General features: G+C 71.1%; 21 protein-coding genes and 1 riboswitch. Of the genes, 12 read left to right on the forward strand and 9 right to left on the reverse strand.

Annotated elements, in window-relative coordinates:
- Positions 1-97: 97 nt before the first annotated feature.
- Positions 98-946, reverse strand: coding sequence for a bifunctional 5,10-methylenetetrahydrofolate dehydrogenase/5,10-methenyltetrahydrofolate cyclohydrolase (locus tag ACZ6KY_RS37190; protein WP_469314702.1), 849 nt, complete (start codon positions 944-946; stop codon positions 98-100).
- Positions 947-967: 21 nt separating this feature from the next.
- Positions 968-1,054, reverse strand: a riboswitch (ZMP/ZTP riboswitch).
- Between the two features lie 352 nt (positions 1,055-1,406).
- The gene (locus ACZ6KY_RS37195; protein WP_469314684.1) at positions 1,407-1,772 is read right to left on the reverse strand and encodes a nuclear transport factor 2 family protein; all 366 of its coding nucleotides are present in this window, start codon (positions 1,770-1,772) and stop codon (positions 1,407-1,409) included.
- A 172-nt stretch (positions 1,773-1,944) separates the two neighbouring features.
- Between ACZ6KY_RS37195 and ACZ6KY_RS37200 the strand changes: the two genes are divergently transcribed.
- On the forward strand, positions 1,945-2,232 hold the full coding sequence (locus tag ACZ6KY_RS37200; protein ID WP_469314685.1) for a hypothetical protein: 288 nt from the start codon (positions 1,945-1,947) through the stop codon (positions 2,230-2,232).
- Positions 2,233-2,490: 258 nt separating this feature from the next.
- Here the strand turns inward: ACZ6KY_RS37200 and ACZ6KY_RS37205 are convergent, their stop codons facing one another.
- Both ACZ6KY_RS37205 and ACZ6KY_RS37210 read right to left on the reverse strand, forming a co-directional pair.
- Complete coding sequence (locus tag ACZ6KY_RS37205) at positions 2,491-3,480, reverse strand: helix-turn-helix transcriptional regulator (RefSeq protein ID WP_469314686.1); 990 nt, start codon at positions 3,478-3,480, stop codon at positions 2,491-2,493.
- 422 nt (positions 3,481-3,902) lie between these two features.
- Positions 3,903-5,657 carry an ABC transporter ATP-binding protein gene (locus ACZ6KY_RS37210; protein ID WP_469314687.1) on the reverse strand — a complete coding sequence of 585 codons (1,755 nt, stop codon included), beginning with the start codon at positions 5,655-5,657 and terminating at the stop codon, positions 3,903-3,905.
- 403 nt (positions 5,658-6,060) lie between these two features.
- Here ACZ6KY_RS37210 and ACZ6KY_RS37215 point away from each other — a divergent pair, with 403 nt between their 5' ends.
- The 6 genes from ACZ6KY_RS37215 to ACZ6KY_RS37240 all read left to right on the forward strand — a co-directional run bounded on the left by ACZ6KY_RS37215 (position 6,061) and on the right by ACZ6KY_RS37240 (position 11,088).
- A complete protein-coding gene (locus ACZ6KY_RS37215; protein WP_469314688.1) occupies positions 6,061-7,146 on the forward strand; it encodes an S-(hydroxymethyl)mycothiol dehydrogenase in 1,086 nt (361 codons plus the stop codon).
- Positions 7,143-7,775: an MBL fold metallo-hydrolase gene (locus tag ACZ6KY_RS37220; protein WP_469314689.1), complete on the forward strand. Its 633-nt coding sequence runs from the start codon at positions 7,143-7,145 to the stop codon at positions 7,773-7,775. The genes ACZ6KY_RS37215 and ACZ6KY_RS37220 overlap by 4 nt, the downstream gene beginning before the upstream one ends.
- A gap of 187 nt (positions 7,776-7,962) precedes the next feature.
- Positions 7,963-8,889 carry an SDR family oxidoreductase gene (locus tag ACZ6KY_RS37225; RefSeq protein ID WP_469314690.1) on the forward strand — a complete coding sequence of 309 codons (927 nt, stop codon included), beginning with the start codon at positions 7,963-7,965 and terminating at the stop codon, positions 8,887-8,889.
- 225 nt (positions 8,890-9,114) lie between these two features.
- The gene (locus tag ACZ6KY_RS37230) at positions 9,115-9,969 is read left to right on the forward strand and encodes an SDR family NAD(P)-dependent oxidoreductase (RefSeq protein ID WP_469314703.1); all 855 of its coding nucleotides are present in this window, start codon (positions 9,115-9,117) and stop codon (positions 9,967-9,969) included.
- Between the two features lie 156 nt (positions 9,970-10,125).
- The gene (locus ACZ6KY_RS37235) at positions 10,126-10,821 is read left to right on the forward strand and encodes a L,D-transpeptidase family protein (protein WP_469314691.1); all 696 of its coding nucleotides are present in this window, start codon (positions 10,126-10,128) and stop codon (positions 10,819-10,821) included.
- A 78-nt stretch (positions 10,822-10,899) separates the two neighbouring features.
- A complete protein-coding gene (locus ACZ6KY_RS37240) occupies positions 10,900-11,088 on the forward strand; it encodes a hypothetical protein (protein WP_401335798.1) in 189 nt (62 codons plus the stop codon).
- 156 nt (positions 11,089-11,244) lie between these two features.
- Here the strand turns inward: ACZ6KY_RS37240 and ACZ6KY_RS37245 are convergent, their stop codons facing one another.
- Positions 11,245-12,636: a S1 family peptidase gene (locus ACZ6KY_RS37245; RefSeq protein ID WP_469314692.1), complete on the reverse strand. Its 1,392-nt coding sequence runs from the start codon at positions 12,634-12,636 to the stop codon at positions 11,245-11,247.
- Positions 12,637-12,797: 161 nt separating this feature from the next.
- On the opposite strand from ACZ6KY_RS37245, the gene ACZ6KY_RS37250 reads away from it, so the two are divergent.
- On the forward strand, positions 12,798-13,571 hold the full coding sequence (locus ACZ6KY_RS37250; protein ID WP_469314693.1) for a type 1 glutamine amidotransferase domain-containing protein: 774 nt from the start codon (positions 12,798-12,800) through the stop codon (positions 13,569-13,571).
- Between the two features lie 66 nt (positions 13,572-13,637).
- On the opposite strand, the gene ACZ6KY_RS37255 is transcribed toward ACZ6KY_RS37250, so the two are convergent.
- Positions 13,638-14,990 (reverse strand): NAD(P)/FAD-dependent oxidoreductase, encoded by a 1,353-nt coding sequence (locus ACZ6KY_RS37255; protein WP_469314694.1) that lies wholly within the window; start codon positions 14,988-14,990, stop codon positions 13,638-13,640.
- Between the two features lie 235 nt (positions 14,991-15,225).
- Between ACZ6KY_RS37255 and ACZ6KY_RS37260 the strand changes: the two genes are divergently transcribed.
- The 4 genes from ACZ6KY_RS37260 (at position 15,226) to ACZ6KY_RS37275 (ending at position 18,630) form a co-directional block, all read left to right on the forward strand.
- Complete coding sequence (locus tag ACZ6KY_RS37260) at positions 15,226-15,861, forward strand: HAD family acid phosphatase (RefSeq protein ID WP_469314695.1); 636 nt, start codon at positions 15,226-15,228, stop codon at positions 15,859-15,861.
- Between the two features lie 78 nt (positions 15,862-15,939).
- On the forward strand, positions 15,940-16,326 hold the full coding sequence (locus ACZ6KY_RS37265; protein ID WP_469314696.1) for a PPOX class F420-dependent oxidoreductase: 387 nt from the start codon (positions 15,940-15,942) through the stop codon (positions 16,324-16,326).
- Between the two features lie 460 nt (positions 16,327-16,786).
- Entirely contained in the window at positions 16,787-17,764 is a 978-nt protein-coding gene (locus tag ACZ6KY_RS37270) for a pectate lyase family protein (RefSeq protein WP_469314697.1), read from the forward strand.
- A gap of 59 nt (positions 17,765-17,823) precedes the next feature.
- Positions 17,824-18,630: a pectate lyase gene (locus ACZ6KY_RS37275; protein ID WP_469314698.1), complete on the forward strand. Its 807-nt coding sequence runs from the start codon at positions 17,824-17,826 to the stop codon at positions 18,628-18,630.
- 109 nt (positions 18,631-18,739) lie between these two features.
- On the opposite strand, the gene ACZ6KY_RS37280 is transcribed toward ACZ6KY_RS37275, so the two are convergent.
- The 3 genes from ACZ6KY_RS37280 to ACZ6KY_RS37290 all read right to left on the reverse strand — a co-directional run bounded on the left by ACZ6KY_RS37280 (position 18,740) and on the right by ACZ6KY_RS37290 (position 20,805).
- A complete protein-coding gene (locus ACZ6KY_RS37280; RefSeq protein WP_469314699.1) occupies positions 18,740-19,156 on the reverse strand; it encodes a Zn-ribbon domain-containing OB-fold protein in 417 nt (138 codons plus the stop codon).
- 139 nt (positions 19,157-19,295) lie between these two features.
- A complete protein-coding gene (locus ACZ6KY_RS37285) occupies positions 19,296-19,964 on the reverse strand; it encodes a TetR family transcriptional regulator (protein ID WP_469314704.1) in 669 nt (222 codons plus the stop codon).
- A 481-nt stretch (positions 19,965-20,445) separates the two neighbouring features.
- Positions 20,446-20,805, reverse strand: coding sequence for a luciferase domain-containing protein (locus ACZ6KY_RS37290; RefSeq protein ID WP_469314700.1), 360 nt, complete (start codon positions 20,803-20,805; stop codon positions 20,446-20,448).
- Positions 20,806-21,055: the final 250 nt, after the last annotated feature.

Below are 21,055 nucleotides of genomic sequence, written 5' to 3' on the forward strand. Positions count from 1 at the left end.
CTCCGCTCCTCTTTTCTCCTTCCCCCCCCCCCCCCCCCCCCCCCCCCCCCCCCCCCCCCCCCCCCCCCCCCCCCCCCGGCACCGCCGTGGCGCCGGCTCAGCCGGCGAGCGCGCGTTCGGCGCTCGTGACGGTCTGCTCCAGCAGCACCGCGATCGTCATCGGCCCGACGCCACCCGGCACCGGCGTGATCAGTCCGGCCCGGGTGACGGCGGTGCCGAAGTCGACGTCACCGACGTTCCCTTCGTTGTACCCCGCGTCGATCACCACGGCCCCCGGCTTGATGTCCTCGCCCCGGATCAGCCGGGGCCGTCCCACGGCGGCCACCACGATGTCCGCCTCGCGTACGACGGACGACAGGTCCGTCGTACGCGAATGGCAGTACGTCACCGTGGCGTCCCGGCCGAGCAGCAGCATGCCGACCGGCCTGCCGAGGATCGCGCTGCGGCCGACGACGACGGCCCGCCTCCCGGCGGGGTCGACGTCGTACGCGTCCAGGAGCCGCATGATGCCGCCGGGTGTGCACGACACGAAGCCCGGCAGACCGAAACTCATCGCCGCGTACGAGCTCAGGGTGACCCCGTCGACGTCCTTCGCCGGAGCGATGGCCTCGAAGGCGGCGCGCTCGTCGATGTGCGGTCCCACGGGGTGCTGGAGCAGGATGCCGTGCACAGCCGGATCGTCGGACAACGCCCTGAGCTCGGCGACCAGTTCGGCCGTCGTGATGCCGGCGGGCAGCGCCAGATGCCGGGACTCGATTCCCGCCCCGCGGCTGCGGTTCCGCTTCATCCGGACGTAGGTGACGGAGGCGGGGTCCTCGCCGACGAGCACCGTCGCCAGACAAGGGGCCACGCCTGTACGGATTTTGAGGTCGGCCGCGCGCCGCGCGGTGTCCTTCAGGATCCGGTCGGCGAGACCGGCGCCGTCCATGAGCTGGGCCTGGGACATGAGTTCCTCCGGAGCGCTGCTGACAGTCGCCCAGGCGCGCGGCTGAGACATCTGCGTCAGGCCGCTCCCCGGTGGTACTCCACCTCAGCGCCAGTCACGGCCCGCCGACCAGACTAGCCCGTACGATCACCTGCCCGTGGCGCCCTGTGGGCATGGCCGGCCCGCCGGAGGATGCCGGGCCGATCACCCGGAGATCGGGGCGGGCCGATCGCCGCCGGTAGGGGTGCGGCTCACCGGGGCCGGATGCGCAGCCTTCGCGCGGCGCGCGGCGTCGGAGGACGCGGGTGCGAACGCGCTGTCCGCAGGAGCGAGTCCAACAGCGAGGCGGACACCCGCAGTCCCGCCGCGGAAACCGCTCGTCGCCGCCGAGGATGGTGCGGGCGGGACCTCCCCATCGCCGCACCCGCCGAGAAGGTCCAGGTCAGACGAGATTCGACCTGGACCCTCGGCCAACTCCTCCCTACTCGTCCCATGCCTGTACCAGTGTCTGCTCGATGATCTTCCCGTCGCGCAACGACATCATCGACGTGCTCATCACCCGCACCCCGTCCGCGTAGACGCAGGTTTCGGTGTAGGCGACGTGGTCGCCCTGGACGACGCACTGGTCCATCTTGTGCGTCATGTCCCGGCTGTAGACGTCGTTGAGCATCTCGGCGATCTCGGTGCGACCGTGTTTGACCATCGGGTGACTGGGCTGTGTGTTGCGGTCCACGACGCGCAGTTCCGCGTCGTCCGCGTAGAGCGACAGCAGATCTGCCGCACTGTTTCCCTCAATGCCCCGGCGCAGCACCTCGGTGTCGAAGGCGGGGGCTGCCGCTGTGCCCATGAGTGACCTCCTCAGGAAGGCGCGGACCGGCCAGGAGCCGACCGCGAAGCGCCTCATCACCGAGCCTCCTCCGCCCGGCTGCCCACGGCAAACGCAAGAGCCCGATCCGCCTCTCGGGTGAGCGCGGCCCCCGGGCCGTGTCCGCCCGGGGGCCGATGCCGTTGCTGATTGCATGATCTCAACACGACGTATCGTCGCCGCCGTTGGTCTCGCCGTCGGCGTCACGGGACTCGCCGCGCCGATGGCGACGGCCGCGGGCTCCGAGGCCCACGACGCCGGAAAGGTGAACCCCGTCTCCGCGCTCGACGCGCTCGCCGTGAGCGGCGTTCCCGCCGCCCACCAGGGCGAGCTTCCGCGGCCCTCGGCCCAGCTCGGCGGCCTGAACCGGCTGAACGACCTGAACCAGCCCACCGACCTCGCGGCGCCCGCCACCGGGGTGCTCGGGGGGATCGAGAGCTAGCAGGCGTCGAGAGCCGCTGGGCGACGGGCCTCGCCGGAGGCGACCGCGACGGACCCCGGCGAAAGAACGATGTTCCGCCGGACCCGCCCTCCCTGGCGCGAGGCCCGGTCCGCCTTGGCCGTGGCTCGGCCTCGGGCCGGTCCGCCTTGGCGTGGCTCGGTCCGCCCTGGCCCGTTCGGCCCCGGTTCGGCCCGGCCCAGCCGGGTCAACCGCCGGCCGCCACGCTCACCGATCCCCGGCACGCGTCGGCCTGCGCCTTCACCGATCGGCAGGTCGCTCGCCGCGCGGATATCCAGGAGGCCCGGTTCGCCGGGTGAAATCGACTTCGCCCCGTGCCCCCGGGATGCCCGTACCCGTACCCCCTCCGCGTACCGCGGTACGGAACGCGATGGGTGCCTGCCCGGCACGCTGGTGGAAGTACTTGGCGAAGTTCGTGGCGCTCGAGAAGCCCAGCTGGGCGGCGATGCGGGCGGCGGCCAGATCGGTGTGGGCGAGCAGCCGCTTGGCCTCCAGGACGACCCGGCGGTCGATGAACTCCTTGGCGCCGATCCCGGCCGAGTCGAGGGCGGCCCGGGACAGCGTGCGGGCGGAGTAGCCGAGGGCGAGGGCGTAGTCGTCCACCCGGCGGGTGCGCGCGAAGTCCCGCTCGACGGTCTCGCGGAAGCGAAGAAAGGTTTCTCTTGGCCCGGTGGCAGGTCTGTGGGGTCCCTCCAGATGAGCCAGGCGCAGGATCAGCACGTCCAGCAGATGACGCAGTACGGCGACGCGCGCGTCGAGCGGAAGCCGTCCCGGCGCCTGGAACTCGTGCTCCAGATGCGCGGTGGCCACCCGCAGCGCGGCGGCGTCCTCGGCCTTCGGGGTGCGCAGCACGCGTGCGTGGGGATCGTCGAGCCGGGCCGCGCGGACAGTGGCCCCGCCCGGGAAGTCCCGCTCGAAAGCGATCAGCGTCCCCTCGGCCCCGGTGAGATCTCCCCACTGGAGGACCTGTCCGGGGCGCGTCCACAGCCAGGAGCCGCGCTCGACGTCGTGGGCGGTGAAGTCCACGGTCTGGTGGAGCGTGCCGGAGGCGAGCGTGACCACCTGGTGGAAGGCGGGGCGCTGCGGCACCCCGAGATCGGTTCCGTGGGCGCGGGACCGGGCGCGCAGCGCGGCGAGCGAGATCACTTCCAGTCCGGCGGGTGTGCCGACGGGGGCCGTGAAGATGATCTCGGGGATGGCCTGCCCGGCCGGGTGTCGGTTTTTGACCATCGTCAGTCGCCTGTGCATCCGAGTGGGACGTGCCTCCCCGCCTGGTTGCGGGGGGTCGCGAGCGGACGACCGCCCCGCGTGGCGGAAAGAGGGCATCACCATAGAGGAGAGCCGGTCCTTGGCCAAGGAATTCAAGGAGATCGCCGACGTTCCGAAATGTTCGGGTGGTCCGGCGGGATCGGTGAGTCCTCCGGCGGGACGGGTCTCCTCCAGGAGCGGGTCCGAGTGCGGGCGGGCCCGCCCGCGTACCCAGGGCCCCGCGAACCGGCCCGGGACACGTCGTCGGCAGCGCGCAGCACAGGTCCGGGTCGCGGTCGTGCGGCTTCGGCCCGTGCTCGGCGTCCTGCTCGGCCACGCTCCGAAGCGTCTCTTCCGCTCCTTCCGCCGGTACGCGGTGCCGGAGCGAGGTCATGACGCCGAGGTCAGCCCGCGGTCGCGAGGAACTGGGTCGCGGCCAGTTCGGCGTAGAGCGGATCCGCGGCGACGAGTTCCCGGTGGGTGCCCACGGCGCGTACGCGGCCCGCGTCCATCACGACGATGCGGTCGGCCGTCGTGACCGTGGACAGCCGGTGCGCGACCACCAGAACCGTGGTCGTACGGGCCACATCGGCGACCGTGTCGCGCAGCGCGGCCTCGTTGACGGCGTCGAGCTGTGAGGTGGCCTCGTCGAGGAGCAGCAGCCGGGGCCGGCGCAGCAGGGCCCTGGCGATGGCCACGCGCTGGCGCTCGCCGCCCGAGAGCCTGGTGCCGCGATGGCCGACCAGTGTGTCCAGGCCGAGCGGCAGCCGGGCGACCAGGCCGTCGAGGCGGGTCGTCTTCAGGACCCGCGTCAGCTCGCCCTCCTCGGCCTCCGGATTGCCGAGCAGGAGGTTGTCGCGCAGGGAGCCCGACAGCACCGGCGCGTCCTGCTCCACATAGCCGATGGCGGACCGGAGCAGGGGCAGATCCCATTCCTCCAGCGCGCGGCCGTCCACGGTGATGAGGCCCGCCTCGGGATCGTAGAACCGCTCGATGAGCGAGAAGACGGTGGTCTTGCCCGCGCCGGACGGGCCGACGAACGCGGTCAGGCCGCGCGCCGGCACGGTGAACGTCACCCCGTGGTGGACGTACGGCAGATCGTCGGCGTACCGGAAGCGCACGTCGTCGAAGGCGAGCGCGGCCGGTTCGGCGCCCGGGGAGGGCAGCGGCGCGGGCAGGGAGGCCGGCTCCGCGGGCAGCCGCAGGGCCTCCTCGATACGGGCGAGCGCGGCGGCTCCGGTCTGGTACTGCGTGACCGCGCCGACGACCTGCTGGATCGGTGACATCAGGTAGAACACGTAGAGAAGGAAGGCGACCAGGGTGCCGACGTCGATGGCGCCGGTCGCGACCCGGGCGCCGCCCACCGCGAGGACCGTGATGAAGGCGATCTGCATCGCCAGACCGGCCGTATTGCCCGCGGCCGCCGACCACTTGGCTGCCCGCACGCTCTGCCGCCAGGACTCCTCGGCGGCCTCGTGGACGGTCCGCTCCTCACGGTGCTCGGCGCCGGACGCCTTGATCGTGCGCAGCGCGCCGAGGGTCCGCTCCAGCGAGGCCCCCATCACGCCGACGGCGTCCTGAGCCCGCCTGCTCGCCCGGTTGATGCGCGGCACGATCAGGCCGAGCACCGCACCCGCGCACAGCACCACGCCCAGCGTCACGCCGAGCAGCACCACATCGACCAGGCCCATCATCACCACCGTCGCGACGAGGGTGAGGCCGCCGGTGCCGAAGCCGACCAGGGAGTCGGTCGTGACCTCGCGCAGCAGGGTCGTGTCCGAGGTGATGCGGGCCATCAGGTCGCCGGGCTCGCTGCGGTCCACGGCGGGTATGCGCAGTCGCAGCAGATACGACGAGAGGGCGCGTCGCGCGCCGAGCACCACCGACTCAGCGGTGCGCCGCAGAACGTACGAACCCAGCGCCCCCACCGCTGTGTTGGTCACCACCAGGGCCGCCATGCCGAGCAGGGCCCGTCCGATCGGACGGTCGTGCGACAGGTCGTCGATGAGCCCGCGTGCCACCAGCGGCAGCAGCAGGCCGGTGGCCCCGGTCGTGAGCGCCAGCAGCGCGCCGGCGAACAGCGCCCAGCGGTGCGGTCGTACGTACCCGAGCAGCAGGCGCCACGCGGGCACCTCGGGCTCGGCCTCGGTCAGGCTCACGGTGCTCCTCGCGGGAGTTGAGACGGAGCGCTCAGGCTACGTCGGCGGCGCGCCCGGACCGGTCCCGCGTGTCCCGAGTCCGCGTGGACTCGGGACACGCGCTCCCCAAGTGCCGCAGGCGTGGCGCCGAGGTCCGCCGGGCGCGGCCGGTTGTGCGGGAGCCGGGCGAGCGGCGCGGCGAGCGAGTTCGCGGTGGTCACCAGCGGGCCGGTGCCGACGGCGGCCCGCACCCGCAGGCCGGCCGCGTTCACCGGAGCGGGTACGGCGAGGAAGCCGCCGCCCACGCCCAGCGGCCGTTCGCCGTACCGGGACCGGGGCCGTCGCGGGCCACCTGGCCTTCTACCGGCCGGTCACACCGTAGGGTCGGCTGACGGAACGTCGATCTAGGGAAGGGCCCACTCACATGGCGCAGGAAGTACGGGGCGTGATCGCACCGGGCAAGAACGAGCCGGTGCGCGTCGAGACCATCGTCGTGCCCGATCCGGGGCCGGGCGAGGCCGTGGTGAAGATCCAGGCCTGCGGGGTCTGCCACACGGACCTGCACTACAAGCAGGGCGGTATCAACGACGACTTCCCGTTCCTGCTCGGCCACGAGGCGGCCGGAATCGTGGAGTCGGTCGGCGCCGGTGTCACGGACGTGGCACCCGGCGACTTCGTGATCCTCAACTGGCGTGCGGTGTGCGGGCAGTGCCGGGCGTGTCTGCGCGGACGCCCCTGGTACTGCTTCAACACCCACAACGCCAAGCAGAAGATGACGTTGAAGGACGGCACCGAGCTGTCCCCGGCCCTCGGCATCGGCGCCTTCGCGGAGAAGACGCTCGTCGCCGCCGGACAGTGCACCAAGGTCGACCCCTCGGTCTCCCCGGCGGTCGCCGGACTGCTCGGCTGCGGTGTGATGGCCGGCATCGGCGCCGCCATCAACACGGGCAACGTCGGCCGGGGCGACACGGTCGCGGTGATCGGCTGCGGCGGCGTCGGCGACGCGGCGATCGCCGGCTCCCGGCTCGCGGGCGCGGCGAAGATCATCGCCGTGGACATCGACGACCGCAAGCTCACGACCGCCCGGAAGCTCGGCGCGACGCACACCGTCAACTCCCGTGAGACCGACGCCGTCGAGGCGATCCGCGAACTCACCGGCGGCTTCGGCGCCGACGTCGTCATCGAGGCCGTGGGCCGCCCGGAGACGTACCAGCAGGCCTTCTACGCCCGCGACCTCGCCGGCACGGTCGTCCTCGTCGGCGTGCCCACCCCCGAGATGAAGCTCGAACTCCCGCTGATCGACGTCTTCGGACGCGGCGGTGCCCTCAAGTCCTCCTGGTACGGCGACTGTCTGCCCTCCCGCGACTTCCCCATGCTGATCGACCTGCACCTCCAGGGGCGCCTCGACCTGGGCGCGTTCGTGAGCGAGACGATCGCGCTGGACGACATCGAGGCGGCCTTCGAGCGGATGCACCACGGCGACGTGCTGCGCTCGGTGGTGATCCTGTGACGGGCGCCCGCATCGAACACCTCGTCACCTCGGGCACGTTCTCACTCGACGGCGGCACCTGGGACGTCGACAACAACGTGTGGATCGTGGGCAACGATCACGAGGCGATCGTGATCGACGCCGCTCATGACGCCGACGCCATCGCCGAAGCGGTGGGAGACCGGCGCCTGACGGCGATCGTGTGCACCCACGCCCACAACGACCACATCGACGCCGCCCCCGCCCTGGCGGAGCGCACCGGCGCCACCATCTGGCTCCACCCCGACGACCTGCCGCTGTGGAAGGTCACCCACCCGGACCGGCTGCCCGACGCCTGGCTCCAGGACGGCCACGTCATCGAGGCGGCGGGCGCGGACCTGACCGTGCTGCACACCCCGGGCCACGCCCCGGGCGCGGTCTGCCTCTACGACCCGGGCCTCGGCACCCTCTTCTCCGGCGACACCCTCTTCCAGGGCGGCCCGGGGGCGACCGGCCGGTCCTACTCCCACTTCCCGACGATCATCGAATCGATCCGCGACCGGCTGCTCTCCCTGCCGGCCGACACCGTCGTCCGCACGGGACACGGCGATTCGACCACGATCGGCGAGGAGGCTCCGCACCTGGAGGAGTGGATCGCCCGAGGCCACTGACGCCGCCCGACCCCCCCCGGGAGGGTCCGCGGCCGGCGTGCCGCGCCGGACGTCCGTTTCCACCGTGCCGCGACACGGTGGAAACACCGCACAGATACCTGACAGAAGATGTCCGGCTTCCGCGAGACGCTCGTAAGAACACATGGGTGACAGCAGCCCGTGGACGCTACGCGCACGGAGGTCGGACATGTCAGGGCCGTTGGAGGGCACGCTGCGGGACCGGGTCGCCCTGGTGGCGGGCGCGACCCGGGGCGCGGGCCGCGGAATCGCCGTGGAACTGGGCGCGGCCGGCGCCACCGTCTACGTGACAGGGCGCAGCACGCGTGAACGGCGCTCGGAGTACGACCGTCCGGAGACCATCGAGGACACCGCGGACCTGGTCACCGCGGCCGGCGGGCGGGGCATCGCGGTCCCCACGGACCACCTCGTCCCGGCCGAGGTGGCCGCGCTCGTGGCCCGGATCGCGGACGAACAGGGCCGCCTCGACGTCCTGGTCAACGACATCTGGGGCGCCGAGAAACTCTTCGAGTGGGACGTCCCCGTCTGGGAGCACGACCTCGACAACGGGCTCAGAACGCTCCGGCTCGCCGTGGAGACCCACGCGATCACCAGCCACCACGCGCTGCCCCTGCTGCTGCGCCGTCCCGGCGGCCTGGTCGTCGAGATGACCGACGGCACGGCAGAGTACAACCGGGACACCTACCGGGTCTCGTTCTTCTACGACATCGCCAAGTCGGCCGTACTGCGCATGGCGTTCGCCCTCGGACACGAACTGGGCCCGCGCGGCGCCACCGCCGTGGCGCTCACCCCCGGCTGGCTGCGCTCGGAGATGATGCTCGAAACGTTCGGCGTGACCGAGGAGAACTGGCGCGACGCCCAGGAACGCGTCCCGCACTTCGGGATCTCCGAGACGCCCTCCTACGTGGGACGCGCGGTCGCCGCGCTGGCCGCCGACCCCGAACTGCCGCGCTGGAACGGGAAATCCCTCTCCAGCGGACAACTCGCCCAGGTGTACGGCTTCACCGACCGGGACGGCAGCCGCCCGGACGCCTGGCGCTACATGGTCGAAGTGCAGGACAGGGGGAAGCCGGCGGACGCGACGGGGTACCGCTGAGGGGAGCGGCCCGGAAGCCGGATCAGGCGGGTGTGAACGTCTGCCCCACGGGCCGTCCGCTCGCGGTCGAAGCGGGCCCGGTCGCCCCGCACGATCGCCGGATACGAGCCGAGGGTGCCGATGACACGCCGATCAGCGCCGGGAGTTGCTGGATGAAGGCCGACATGGGCGCACGGTATCTGTCGCCGCGACGATCACGGCAGTACCTTCCCTGCCATGACTGCGATCACCGCGCTGAGGCGCTTCGAGGGATACGGGGTTCTGATCACGGGTGCGGCCCGCGGCATCGGCGCGGCGACCGCCCGCCGCCTCGCCGAGGAAGGCGCTCAAGTCCTGGTCACCGACGTGGACTTGGCGCAGGCCGAGAAGACGGCCGCCGCGCTGCGTGAACTCGGCGCGCGGGCCGAGGCGTTCACCTGCGACGTGGGGGAACGGGCGCAGGTCGAGGCCGCGGTGGCGTACGCCGTGGACGCCTTCGGTTCGCTCGACGTCCTGGTCAACAACGCCTTCCGGTGCAGCCCCGACGCCCCGCTGTTCGAGGACGAGAGCGACGAGGTGTGGGCCGGTGACCTGGACATCACCCTGACCGGCGCCTACCGCTGCGCCCGCGCGGCGCTCCCGCACCTGGTCGCCTCCGGCCGCGGGGCCATCGTCACCATCGGCTCCGTCAACGGCATCCAGGACTTCGGCAACCACGCCTACAGCGCGGCCAAGGCGGGACTGATGTCGCTCACCCGCACCCTGGCCGGCCACGCCGCGAGCCGGGGCGTCCGCGTCAACCTGGTGGCACCGGGAACCGTCCGCACTACGGCCTGGGAAGGCCGCGAGGACGATCTCGTCATCGCGGCCGGGCTGTATCCGCTGGGCCGGGTCGGTGAACCGGAGGACATCGCCGCCGCCGTCGCCTTCCTCGCCTCCCGCGACGCGTCCTGGATCACCGGCACGACCCTGTGCGTCGACGGCGGTCTGACCGGCGTGAACACCGCGTTCCGGCAGGCGGTCGTGCTCCACGGCGACGACGGTCACGGCGACGCCCAGAGCGGGAGCGGGGGTGTCCGGACGCGCGGCTTCGCGCAGTGACACTCGACGGCGCCGAACGCCCGCTCCGCGTCTGGACCGGCGTGCCCAGCGAGGAATGTCACTGTTTCGTCCCGGCGCCGTCGGCCGTACAACGCAATACCCTCAAGGGCGGTCTAGCAGGCAGACAAGAAGACGGACACGACAGGAAGGCCCGCCATGGGGGACATTCGCAGACGAGGAGCCGTCGCGCTCGGGCTCACCGGACTGGTGGCACCGCTCACCCTCGCACTGGGCTCGACGCCGGCGCAGGCCGCGAGCTGTACGACGGCCACCGGCCCGAACCAGAAGCAGGTGGAGAAGTTCCTCGGGCGGCCCGTCGACGGACGGCAGTCCGCCGCCGACTGCAAGGCGATACAGGGCTTCCAGACCAAGCACGGCATCACCCCGAACATCGGCTACGCGGGACCCGTCACCTGGGGCGTGATGGATCTCATGAACAAGCAGAAGGCCGTGGGGAACAGCCCCAACCGGGACGGCAAGTGCCCGGTGAACAAGGGCCGTATCGCTTGCGTCAACCTCACGCTCCAGCTCAGCTGGATCCAGGACGGCAGCCGGCTCGTCTACGGACCCGTCCCGGTCCGCACGGGCAGGGACGGCTACGAGACCCGCACCGGCCTCAAGAAGATCTACTGGCGTGACATCGACCACGTCTCGAACCTCTACAACGTGTCCATGCCGTACAGCCAGTTCTTCGACGGCGGTCAGGCCTTCCACTCGGTGGGCCTCAGCATGTGGAACCCGCCCGGTTCGCACGGCTGCGTCAACATGACCCCGACCACGGCCAAGAAGTACTGGTCGTTGCTCAAGAACGGCGACGACGTCTCCGTGTACGGCCGCAAGCCCGGTACCTGAGACCCGAGTGACGAGGTTCACGGTCCGTTATGTCGCCCGATGAGCCTTTACTCACACCATCTTCACGTCAGGGACCGTATGCTTCACGCCATGTGCACCACTCTTGACAACGACACTCAGCGATCCGCTGCCGAAGTCAACGAGGAGATCCGGGCCCTCTGGTTCCGGGCGGGTGGGACGCTGAGCATGGAAGAGCGGCGCGAGTACCAGGCCCTCGTCCTCGAATGGGCGGAAGCCGCCCCGTCGTCGGGGACTCGGGCCGCCTGACCTTCCGCGTCCGGCCGGGCTCCCCGATCCAGGGGAGCCACCGCCTCGGACTTCGTCACCGCCCTCCGGCGGCCCGGCTCCAACTCCGGTCACCCGGAGCCGACTTTGAACCGCTCCGTCACAACGACGGACCGCTCGGTCACCAGGGCGGACCACTCAGCCCCAACTCTGCGAATACTGCCGCCGATAGGCCTTGCGGTCCTGCTCGGTACGGATGAAGCGGGTCGCCACCAGCGCGATGATGCTTCCCCCGATGACGAGCAGGCCGGGGCCGACGTTCTGCGGGTCGGTGAGCTCGGACACGAACGTCTGGGCCGTCTCCGTACCGCCCACCGCCTCCACCGCGCCGGGTGCCGCCGCACCCGGCGCTCCCGGCGAGGCCTTGGCCGCCGCGGACGTGGAGGGCGCGAGGGACGGCTGGGCCGCGCTGCCGGCGGAGCCCTGCGGCGCCTGACCCGCGAGCTTCACACCCAGCGCCGTCAGGGCCTCGTTGATGGGCTGGAAGAACGTCGTACCGCCGGTCTTGCAGTCCCCGTTGCCGCCCGAGGTCACCCCCAGCGCGATGCCGTCGGAGAACAACGGGCCGCCGCTGTCGCCCGGTTCGGCGCACACCGTGGTCTCGACCAGCCCGGTGACGGTGCCCTCCGGGTAGTTGACCGTCGCGTTGAGCGCGGTCACCTTGCCGTCGTGCAGCCCACTGGTGCTGCCGCTGCGGAAGACCCGCTGGCCCACGGTCGGATCGGCGGCGCCGGTGATCCGCACGCCGTTGCCGCCGCCGATGGCGACGACGTTGGTCCCGGGCGACGTCTGCTGCCCGCTGTCGTACTGGATGAGGGAGAAGTCGCTGCCGGGGAACGCCGTGGTGATCGTCCGGCCCACCTGCTGCCGGCCCGTGTTGTCGGAGAACCAGACCGATCCGGCGGGGCCGCAGTGTCCGGCGGTGAGGATGAACTCGCCCTGCCCGTTGGTCACATTGAACCCCGCCGAGCAGCGGCCGCCGGTCGAGAAGATCGCCTGTGCCCCGTTCACCCGCGTGGTGAACGTGCCCTGGGTCCGCTGCATCGTCACCGAGTCGCCGATGCCGTGGGCCAGTTTCGTCATGCGCGACCAGTCGGTGGCGGAGACCGTGCTGTCGGCCTGCACCACCACCTCGTTCTTCGTGTAGTCCACCGCCCACGCGGTGCCCGGCACCCGGGGCGCCGAACTCAGCGTATGTGCGGCGGACTTGAGGTCCTGCATGCTGTGGGTCACGACTTTCGGACGAGCACCCGCCCGCTTCACCGCGTCCGCCGCGTCGGCGTCGGTGACCGCCACGACGGGACGCCCGTCGGCGGCTATCCAGTTGCCGGCGGTCCGTGACGTGCCCAGCCGGGACACCAGCCCGGCACCCTTGTCCGCCGCGGCCTGCGCCGAACTCGCCGTGCCGCGCGACGCGTCGGACGGTTCGCTCGCCATGGCGCGCGTCACCATGAACCCCCCGCAGAGCAGCCCGCCGACGGCCGCGAGGCGCGCCCCCCGTCGGACGATCCGTCGTCGTGCGTGCCTCATGCATGGGCTCCCGAAGCCGTACGGAGCGGCGTCACCGCCGCCGAGGGCCCCGGTCGAGGGCCCTCCACTCATACGTGCGGCCACGCCCGCGTGTTCACCGCCGCCCGGAGGTCTCGCACAGTGGCCGGTTCGCGTCGGGAACCGGCTGCCATGATGAGCGCATGCGTGTGCTGATCCCGCTCCCCGACCACGACTTCGACGTCACCGAAGTCGCCGTACCCTGGCGGATGTTGACGCGGGAGGGCCACGACGTCGTCTTCGCCACCGAGCACGCGGGCACCCGCCCGGAGGCGGACCCGCGGCTCCTGACCGGCGTACTGTTCGGACAGCTCGGCGCGGAGCCGGAACCCCGCCGCTTCCACGGGGAATTGACCGAGTCCGCCGAGTTCCGGGCCACCGTCTCCTGGGCCGACCTGGACGTCGCGGACTTCGACGGACTGCTCCTGCCGGGCGGACACGCGCCGGGCATGCGGCAATACCTCGGCTCAGCGCCGCTGCAACGGCAGATCGCCCGGTTCTGGGCCCTGCGAAGGCCCGTCGGCGCGATCTGCCACGGCGTCCTCGTCCTCGCCCGCGCCCAGGACCCCGCCACCGGCCGCGGCGTCCTCGCCGGCAGCCGTACGACCTGCCTGCCCAAATACATGGAACGCACCGCGTACTTCACCACGGCCTGGCGCCTCGGCCGCTACTACCGGACCTACCCCGCCTACGTCGAGGACGAGGTCAGGGCTGCCCTCACCGAGCCGGGCGGGCGGTTCGAACGCGGCCCGCGCACACTCACCCGGCGCGGCACCGCGACCGACGACACCGATGCCTTCGTCGTCCAGGACGGCCACTACCTCTCCGCCCGCTGGCCGGGGGACGCCTACCTCTTCGGCCGCCGCTACCTCGACCTGCTGCGCGGCACACCGGGCCCCGAGGGCGGCGCGACCTGATCCCGCCGGGCCGCGCCCAGGACCGGGTGCCGTCGGCATCCGCCACATGACCGGCCTTGACAGGTCCTATGTGAGGGCACGCGTCCGGGCGGTCACCTCGTCCCGCGTCAGATACACATCCGTACGCTCGAAGTCCCGCAGGGTTCCCTTGCGGTCCGCGAGGAAGCCGGTGCGCACGAAGTCGTCACCCGCGACGGCGTTGAGCAGCCAGTTGGCGCCCGTACGGAACCGGGCGGCGCCCGTGCGCAGCGCGTACAGGTGGTATCCGCGGGCCACGACCTGCGCGGGCGCGCCCTTGAGGCCGAAGCCGAGCGGTTTGGACACGGCGTCGTGGCCGCCGAGGTCGACGACCAGGCCCAGGTCCCGGTGCCGGTAGGGGAAGGTGGGCTCTCCGCGCAGCTTCGCCGTCAGGACCTTGGCGGCGTGCCGGCCCTGCCGGGCCGCGTGCTGGGCGGTCGGCGGGCAGGGGGAGCCGTCGTCCTTGGCGAGGTCGGGCACCGCCGCCGCGTCGCCCAGCGCGAACACCCCGTCGAGTCCCGGCACCCTGAAATCGGGCTCGGTGACGATCCGTCCGCGCACGGTCTCCGCGCCCAGCGAGTCGACCAGCGGGCTCGCCGCGACGCCCGCGGTCCACACCAGCGTCCGCGAGGGCAGCACCCGTCCGTCGGTGAGGGTGACCTCGTCCTTGGTGACGGAGGCGACGGACGTGCCCAGCGAGATCCGCACGCCGCGGTCGCTCAGCATCCGCAGAGCGCTCAGGCCCAGTTTGTCGCCCAGTTCGGGCAGCAGCTTCGGGGCGACGTCGACCAGATGCCACTTGATGAGGCCGGGGTCGATGCGGGGGTGGTAACGCTGGGCCGCCGCGGTGGTCAGGCGTTGCAGACAGGCCGCCGTCTCGGTGCCCGCGTATCCGCCGCCGACCACCACGAACTGAAGCCGTGCCGCCTTTTCCGCGTCGTCCGCCGCGGCCGCCGCCAGGTCGAGCTGGGCGATCACGTGGTCGCGCAGATACACGGCCTGGGCGAGTGTCTTCATACCGCGCGCCTCGTCCGCGAGGCCGGGGATGTCGAAGGTGCGGGTCACGCTCCCCGGAGTGAGGAGCAGATAGTCGTAGCGCAGATCGACGAGGTCCCCGGTGATCTTGCGGACGACGCAGACCTTCGCTCCCGGATCGACACCGATCACCCCGCCCGGCACCAGCGCGGTGCGGCGCAGGATCCGGCGCAGCGAGGGTGCCACCGACTGGGGGGTGAGAACACCGGCGGCGACGTGCGGCAGCAGCGGCAGGTACAACTGGTAGTCGGTGGGGCTGATCAGGGTGATCCGGGCCTCGCCGGGGGTGAGCGTCCGTTCGAGGCTCCGGGCGGCCTCGACTCCGGCGAAACCCGCGCCGACGATGACGATGTTCGGTCCTTGCATCCGAGCAGCCTCTCTCCACTGGTGCCAGCCGCGAGCCCCAGGCTCACACGCGCCGCGTGGGGCTGCCACCGCACCACGGGCGTCAGCCGTGCGGGCGAGTATCTCTACCGATCAGTAACTATTCCTTCCCCCTCCGTACATGCGTGGACGCGAACATGTCATGGCGGCGGCGGTCCGGGTACCGTCGCCGTCGCGATGTACGGACTCGACCGACAGATGTGAACAGGGGACAGGCATGACAGGACTTGGTGTGGGGCGCCGGATGGGCGTGGTGTCGGCGGTCGTGGCGCTGGGGATCGGAGGGACGGTCACCGCGGCCGGGTCCGCCGCCGCGGCCCCGGCCCGGGTGGTCGCGAGCACGTCCGCGACGGCCGGCGTCGACTACGCCACCTGGCAGAACGACGTCCAGGCCGTCATCGACCAGGCGGTGCCGTACGTCGAGCGGCGCACCGCGAACGCCGGCGGCCAGAAGCTCGCGGTCGTCTTCGACATCGACAACACCGCGCTGGAGACGGACTTCCACCCCTGGTACGAGCTGCCCACCCCGGCGGTCAAGGCGTCGCTGGCGCTCGCCCGCTACGCGCACTCGCGCGGTGTCGCCGTCTTCTTCGTGACCGCCCGTCCGGGCATCATCGCCGCCGAGACGACGTGGAACCTGAAGAGCGTCGGCTACCCGGTCGACGGACTCTACGTGCGTGACCTGCCGGACCTTTTCAGCGAGGTCGGCGCCTACAAGACCGGCAAGCGCGAGGAGATCGAGTCCCTCGGCTACACGATCATCGCCAACGTCGGCAACAACACCACCGACCTGGTCGGCGGCCACGCCGAGCGCACGTTCAAGCTGCCGGACTACGACGGCCAGCTGTCCTGACCCGGACGGTCGGCAGGTCCTGACCCGGACGGCTCGGGCGCCGCGGGGCGCACGGACGGGGCCGCCTACACTGCGGCCATGGACGAGGCTTCGCTGGACGCGCTGGGATCGGGCAAGTACCTGCTGATCACCAGCTACCGCAAGAACGGCACGGGGGTGGCCACGCCGGTATGGGTGGTGCGGGACGGTGCGGCGCTGGGCGCCTGGACCGTGGCGGACAGCTGGAAGGTGAAGCGCATCCGCAACCGGGCCGACGTCCTGGTCGGCCCGTGCGACGTGCGCGGCAGGCCGACGGGGGAGCCGGTCCCCGCCACGGCCGAGATCGTCGACGCGGCGGACACCGTCCGCTACCGGAAGCTCATCGCCCGCAAGTACGGGGTGATGGGCCGTCTCACCCTGTTCGGCAGCCGTCTGCGCCGCGGCGAGAGCGGCACGGTCGGCATCCGCATCACCCTCTCCTCGTGACGCCGTCGCACCTTCGCACCACCTCTCCGTGACGTCTCTCCGTGACGTCGTGACGCCGTGAGTTCGCGGTCGTACGGGGGTCCCGCACAGTCCGGACCCCCGTACGGCCGCTTTCGGCTTTCCGGGGCGGGACGCGGCACCGGCCGCGGCGCGCGCAGACGCAGGCCGGGCCGGTTCGCCGGGGTGCGGGTATCCACCTGGCTCGCGAGTTGGCCGGATGTGTTCTGTGGGAAGCGTTGACTAGAAAGCGCTTACCGCTTACGTTCCCGTTCAGCAGCGTGACCCGCGTGTGACATCTCGTATACGAGACATCAGATCTCCGAGCCGCACCACCTGGGCAAGTCGCCGTCTCCAGCCCGCGTTCAGTCCGTACGCGTAATGCCGCACGCCGCGTGCTGTTCAGATACAGGTACGTCGTTCGTGTACATGGCCTACGTCAACCCCGAAGGGACACACCCGCATGCGTACTCGCCCCCCACTGAAGCGCTCCCGCCTCGCCCTGCTGACGGCCGGGGCCGCCACTCTGGCGGTCACCACGGCCCTCGTCCTGCCGCAGTCGGCCGGAGCCGCCGAGACCACGCCGGTCGGCTTCGGCGCCGGGACCACCGGCGGCGGCAGCGCGACCGCCGTCACCGTCACGACGCTGGCCGCCTTCAAGACCGCCGTCACCGGTGACACGGCCAAGGTCGTGAAGGTCAGCGGCCTGATCTCGCTCAGCGGTCAGGTCGACATCGGCTCCAACACCACTGTCCTGGGCGTCGGTTCGGCCTCCGGGTTCACCGGTGGCGGGCTGCGCCTGAAGAAGGTCACCAACGTCGTCGTCCGCAACCTGAACATCAGCAAGCCGGTCGCGCCCGCCGACGGCATCACCGTCCAGGCCTCGACGAAGGTGTGGATCGACCACAACGCCTTCTCGTCGGACCTCGACCACGGCAAGGACTACTACGACGGCCTGGTCGACATCACGCACGCCTCCGACTACGTCACCCTCTCCTGGAACACCTTCAAGGACCACTACAAGGGCTCGCTCGTCGGCCACAGCGACAGCAACGCCAGCGAGGACACGGGGCACTTGCGGGTGACGTACCACCACAACTGGTTCAACAACGTCAACTCCCGTATCCCCAGCCTGCGTTTCGGCACCGGGCACTTCTACGACAACTACGTCGTCGGCGCCGACACCGCCGTGCACTCGCGCATGGGCGCCCAGATGCTCGTCGAGAACAACGTCTTCCGGAGCACGACGGTCGCCGTCACCACGAACCGCGACAGCGACGTGGACGGCTACGCCAACCTCACGGGCAACGACCTCGGCGGAGCCGCCACCGAGATCTCGCAGGTCGGCACGTTCACGAAGCCGCCCTACAGCTACACCGCGGAGCCGGCCTCGACCGTCGTCGCCTCGGTGACGTCCGGCGCGGGCACCGGAAAGCTCTGACGGCCCCGCCTTCGAGCATCCCCACGCGACCACCCCCACCTGGAAGAAGGCATCGGGGCATGACGTCATCAGCACGCCCGCGCGCCCGGCGGCGCGCTCTTACCGGCACCCTCGCCGCGCTCGGCCTCTCGGCCGCGCTGGTGATGGCCGACGGCGCCCTGACACCGGCGAGCGCCGCCACCTGGCCCACCGCGACCGGCAGTCAGGCCGTCTCCTCCACCATCTCGGTCTCCGGCACCAAGGACTACGGGATGAAGCGTCTCCACGGCACAGGCGACCTGGGCACGGACGGTCAGAGCGAGAGCCAGGGGCCGATCCTGGAACTGGCCGCGGGAACCGTCCTGAAGAACGTCATCATCGGCGCGCCCGCCGCCGACGGCATTCACTGCCTGGGCAGTTGCACCCTGCAGAACGTGTGGTGGGAGGACGTTGGTGAGGACGCGGCGACGTTCCTCGGCTCCTCGTCGTCCAACGTCTACACCGTCAGCGGTGGCGGCGCGAAGGAGGCCGGCGACAAGGTGTTCCAGTTCAACGGCGCCGGAACGCTGAACGTGTCGAACTTCGCGGTGCGGACCTTCGGCACGTTCGTCCGCTCCTGCGGCAACTGCAAGACGCAGTACAAGCGGACGATCAATCTCAACACCATCGAGGCGACCTACAAGGGAAACAAGCTCGTCGGCATCAACACCAACTACGGCGACAGCGCGACCCTCAAGGCCATCAAGATCGTCGGGGACAGCGGCAAGAAGATCGTCCCCTGTCAGAAGTACATCGGCAACAACACCGGGGCGGAGCCGACGACGAACGGCAGCGGCCCCGACAGCACCTACTGCAAGTACGCGACGTCCGACATCAGCTACGGCTGACGGTCGTCGCCCGGCGGCTGAACGGACCGGTCCCGCATGCCGGTTCGTCCAGCCGCCCACGGCTGTCCGGTCCCCGTCCGCCGTCCCGGTGCGGACCGTCCACCGGCTCTCAGTTCCAGCCGCCGTACGGGCCGTCGACGAGCTGGAACACCGGCTGCCGGCGCACCGGGTCCTGGGCGGTGGAGAGCTGGACCCGGTCACCGCCATGGATGGTGGCGGGCGAGCCCATGACGCGGCCCCGGACCGTGAAGCCCTCGACCATCTCGATGAGGGAGACGTTGCGGGCCGCCGGGGTGTTGCGGTGGATCACGGTGGAGTGGCGCACGATGCCCGTGCCCGCGCTCGCCTCCGTCCGCAGGTCGCTGCCCGCGCACACGGGACAGAGGAGGCGGTTGTACATGGCGGTGGCGCACCAGCGGCACCGCTGGAAGAGCAGCACGTCCCCGGTGCGCTCCGCGGAACCGGTGTCGAGCACGTCCGTCACGGGGCCGATGCCCGGGTGAAGAGCAATTCCTGGGTGGTACACGATGTCATCTCCCTGCGCTCAGCCGGAATCCGATGTGCGCGATCGTCGTGCACGACGACAGGTTATGGCACTCAGTGTCACGCGTAAAGGCACTGCGTACCCTCAAAATCGAGGGGAGGGGCGGGTGTCCGGCCCGAGCTCAGTCCCTCCCGAGCGTCGACTCGATCTCCTGGACCACGCGCCACAGGGGCGCTCCGCGCCGGGAGACGACGACCACCACGTCCTCCGGCTCCTCGTGCGCCGGTGCGCCGGGCGAGGAGCCGAACGTCTTCTGCACGTACCCGAGCGCCTGGTCGACCGCCGCTTCGGCGTCCCGCGTCCCGTCCGAACGCAGCCAGGAGCGCAGGGCGTTGTTGTGCGCGGCGACCACCGCCGCGGCGACGACATCGGCGCGCAGCGCGTCCGCGCGGGACCCGGCGGAGCGCCCGCGCAGATACTCGGCGAGGGCGCGCTCGTAACGCCAGACGACCGACAGCTCGTACGCGCGCAGGCCCGGGACCTTCTTGGTGAGGCGGTAGCGCTGGACGGAGAACGTCGGGTTCTCCGCGTACATGCGCAGGACGAGCCGGGCGGCGTCGCAGACGCGCCGGACCGGGTCGTCCGTGTCGGACTCCTCGCTCAGGAACGCCGTCATGTCGGCCAGGCAGCGCTCGTGGTCGGGGAAGACCACGTCCTCCTTGGAGGGGAAGTAACGGAAGAACGAACGGCGGCCGACGCCGGCGAGCGCCACGATGTCGTCGACCGTGGTCTCCTCGTAGCCGCGCTCCAGGAAGAGCTGGAAGGCGGCTCCCACCAGGGCGTCCCGCATCGGCGGTTTGACGGTGGTCGCGTCGGCGGCCTCACGGCGTCCTGGTGCCTCGTTCATGGTCGGAAACTAGCATCGAAGCCGAGGCGATGGCACTCGGTGCGCTCCGGGCAGGGAACTGAGTGCCCTGAACGGTGCCGGGATGATCACTTTCGCCGGGTCGCGCTGCGAAGTGCCGCGCCGAGCCTCCTTCGCGAAGCGCGCACACCGCCCCTTCGCGCTGACCGTCCGCACCGAATCCGAATCGCCGTCATGCGGCTCGCCGCCGACAGCCTCCCGGCCGGGCCCGCCACCTCGGAGCAAGGGACACCTTTTGTGGCGGATTCGCTTTCACTCGTCAAGTCCGCTCGTGCGGAGCGAAGTCGACAGCCCGTAGACGGCGATCGAATATGCGGTCGAGCCGTGGCCCGGCGCCAGGGAGTGTTCGGTGGCGACGGGCCTCGACCGGGCCGTGACGGTTCCCGACGGTTCCCGATCCGGACGGTCAGCGGTCGTTGCAGCTCGCCGAGAAGATGTCGTCGCCCGCGAGGTGCCCGTTCAGATGGGCCTGCAGGGCGACGCTCACCAGGGTCAGCAGGAGGTCGATGTCCGAGTCGACTTCGAGATGGATGGTCACCCAGCGGGAGCCGGGCACCATGCGGATGGCCGCGGAGGTCTTGAGATGGTCCTCGAAGCGCCGGATCGCCCGGTCCGTGAGGTGCAGGTCGACATCGTGGTCCGAATGGAAGTGGACGATCTCGCACTGCGCCGCGCACAGTGCGCGCCCCGTGCCGCAACTCGGCAGGGACTCGGCGAGATCCGGCCAGTTGGCCAGTCGCGTCATGGCTCTGGAGGCCAAGGTCATGCGCCCATCATGACGAGCACACCTCCCGGCCACCAGGACTTGGGGGAGATGTAATCCCCCCGCAGCCTGGGAATGTCCTGTTTTCGCCTCGAAAGGGAAGGCGCTCCACCTGGCCGCTCCGGCCCAGGACAAAGAAGAACGGCCCCGGACTCCATCTTGAGTTCTAGTGGTCGTCGCAACACCCCAGCTCAGGGGATGCGATGGATTTCAAGATCCGGGACCGTTCGATCAATCAGGGGACTCGTGCTCT

The sequence above is a fragment of the Streptomyces sp. NPDC042002 genome (assembly GCF_055588305.1).

Excerpts from the sequence above, each read along its gene's own strand:
- ACZ6KY_RS37240 (WP_401335798.1), top strand. The coding sequence starts at position 10,900 with ATGCTTCACGCCATGTGCACCACTCTTGACAACGACACTCAGCGATCC.
- ACZ6KY_RS37225 (WP_469314690.1), top strand. The coding sequence starts at position 7,963 with ATGTCAGGGCCGTTGGAGGGCACGCTGCGGGACCGGGTCGCCCTGGTG.
- ACZ6KY_RS37200 (WP_469314685.1), top strand. The coding sequence starts at position 1,945 with ATGATCTCAACACGACGTATCGTCGCCGCCGTTGGTCTCGCCGTCGGC.
- ACZ6KY_RS37250 (WP_469314693.1), top strand. The coding sequence starts at position 12,798 with ATGCGTGTGCTGATCCCGCTCCCCGACCACGACTTCGACGTCACCGAA.
- ACZ6KY_RS37275 (WP_469314698.1), top strand. The coding sequence starts at position 17,824 with ATGACGTCATCAGCACGCCCGCGCGCCCGGCGGCGCGCTCTTACCGGC.
- ACZ6KY_RS37255 (WP_469314694.1), bottom strand. The coding sequence starts at position 14,990 with ATGCAAGGACCGAACATCGTCATCGTCGGCGCGGGTTTCGCCGGAGTC.
- ACZ6KY_RS37265 (WP_469314696.1), top strand. The coding sequence starts at position 15,940 with ATGGACGAGGCTTCGCTGGACGCGCTGGGATCGGGCAAGTACCTGCTG.
- ACZ6KY_RS37190 (WP_469314702.1), bottom strand. The coding sequence starts at position 946 with ATGTCCCAGGCCCAGCTCATGGACGGCGCCGGTCTCGCCGACCGGATC.
- ACZ6KY_RS37215 (WP_469314688.1), top strand. The coding sequence starts at position 6,061 with ATGGCGCAGGAAGTACGGGGCGTGATCGCACCGGGCAAGAACGAGCCG.
- ACZ6KY_RS37245 (WP_469314692.1), bottom strand. The coding sequence starts at position 12,636 with ATGAGGCACGCACGACGACGGATCGTCCGACGGGGGGCGCGCCTCGCG.
- ACZ6KY_RS37290 (WP_469314700.1), bottom strand. The coding sequence starts at position 20,805 with ATGACCTTGGCCTCCAGAGCCATGACGCGACTGGCCAACTGGCCGGAT.
- ACZ6KY_RS37205 (WP_469314686.1), bottom strand. The coding sequence starts at position 3,480 with ATGGTCAAAAACCGACACCCGGCCGGGCAGGCCATCCCCGAGATCATC.
- ACZ6KY_RS37235 (WP_469314691.1), top strand. The coding sequence starts at position 10,126 with ATGGGGGACATTCGCAGACGAGGAGCCGTCGCGCTCGGGCTCACCGGA.
- ACZ6KY_RS37270 (WP_469314697.1), top strand. The coding sequence starts at position 16,787 with ATGCGTACTCGCCCCCCACTGAAGCGCTCCCGCCTCGCCCTGCTGACG.
- ACZ6KY_RS37285 (WP_469314704.1), bottom strand. The coding sequence starts at position 19,964 with ATGCGGGACGCCCTGGTGGGAGCCGCCTTCCAGCTCTTCCTGGAGCGC.
- ACZ6KY_RS37260 (WP_469314695.1), top strand. The coding sequence starts at position 15,226 with ATGACAGGACTTGGTGTGGGGCGCCGGATGGGCGTGGTGTCGGCGGTC.
- ACZ6KY_RS37195 (WP_469314684.1), bottom strand. The coding sequence starts at position 1,772 with ATGGGCACAGCGGCAGCCCCCGCCTTCGACACCGAGGTGCTGCGCCGG.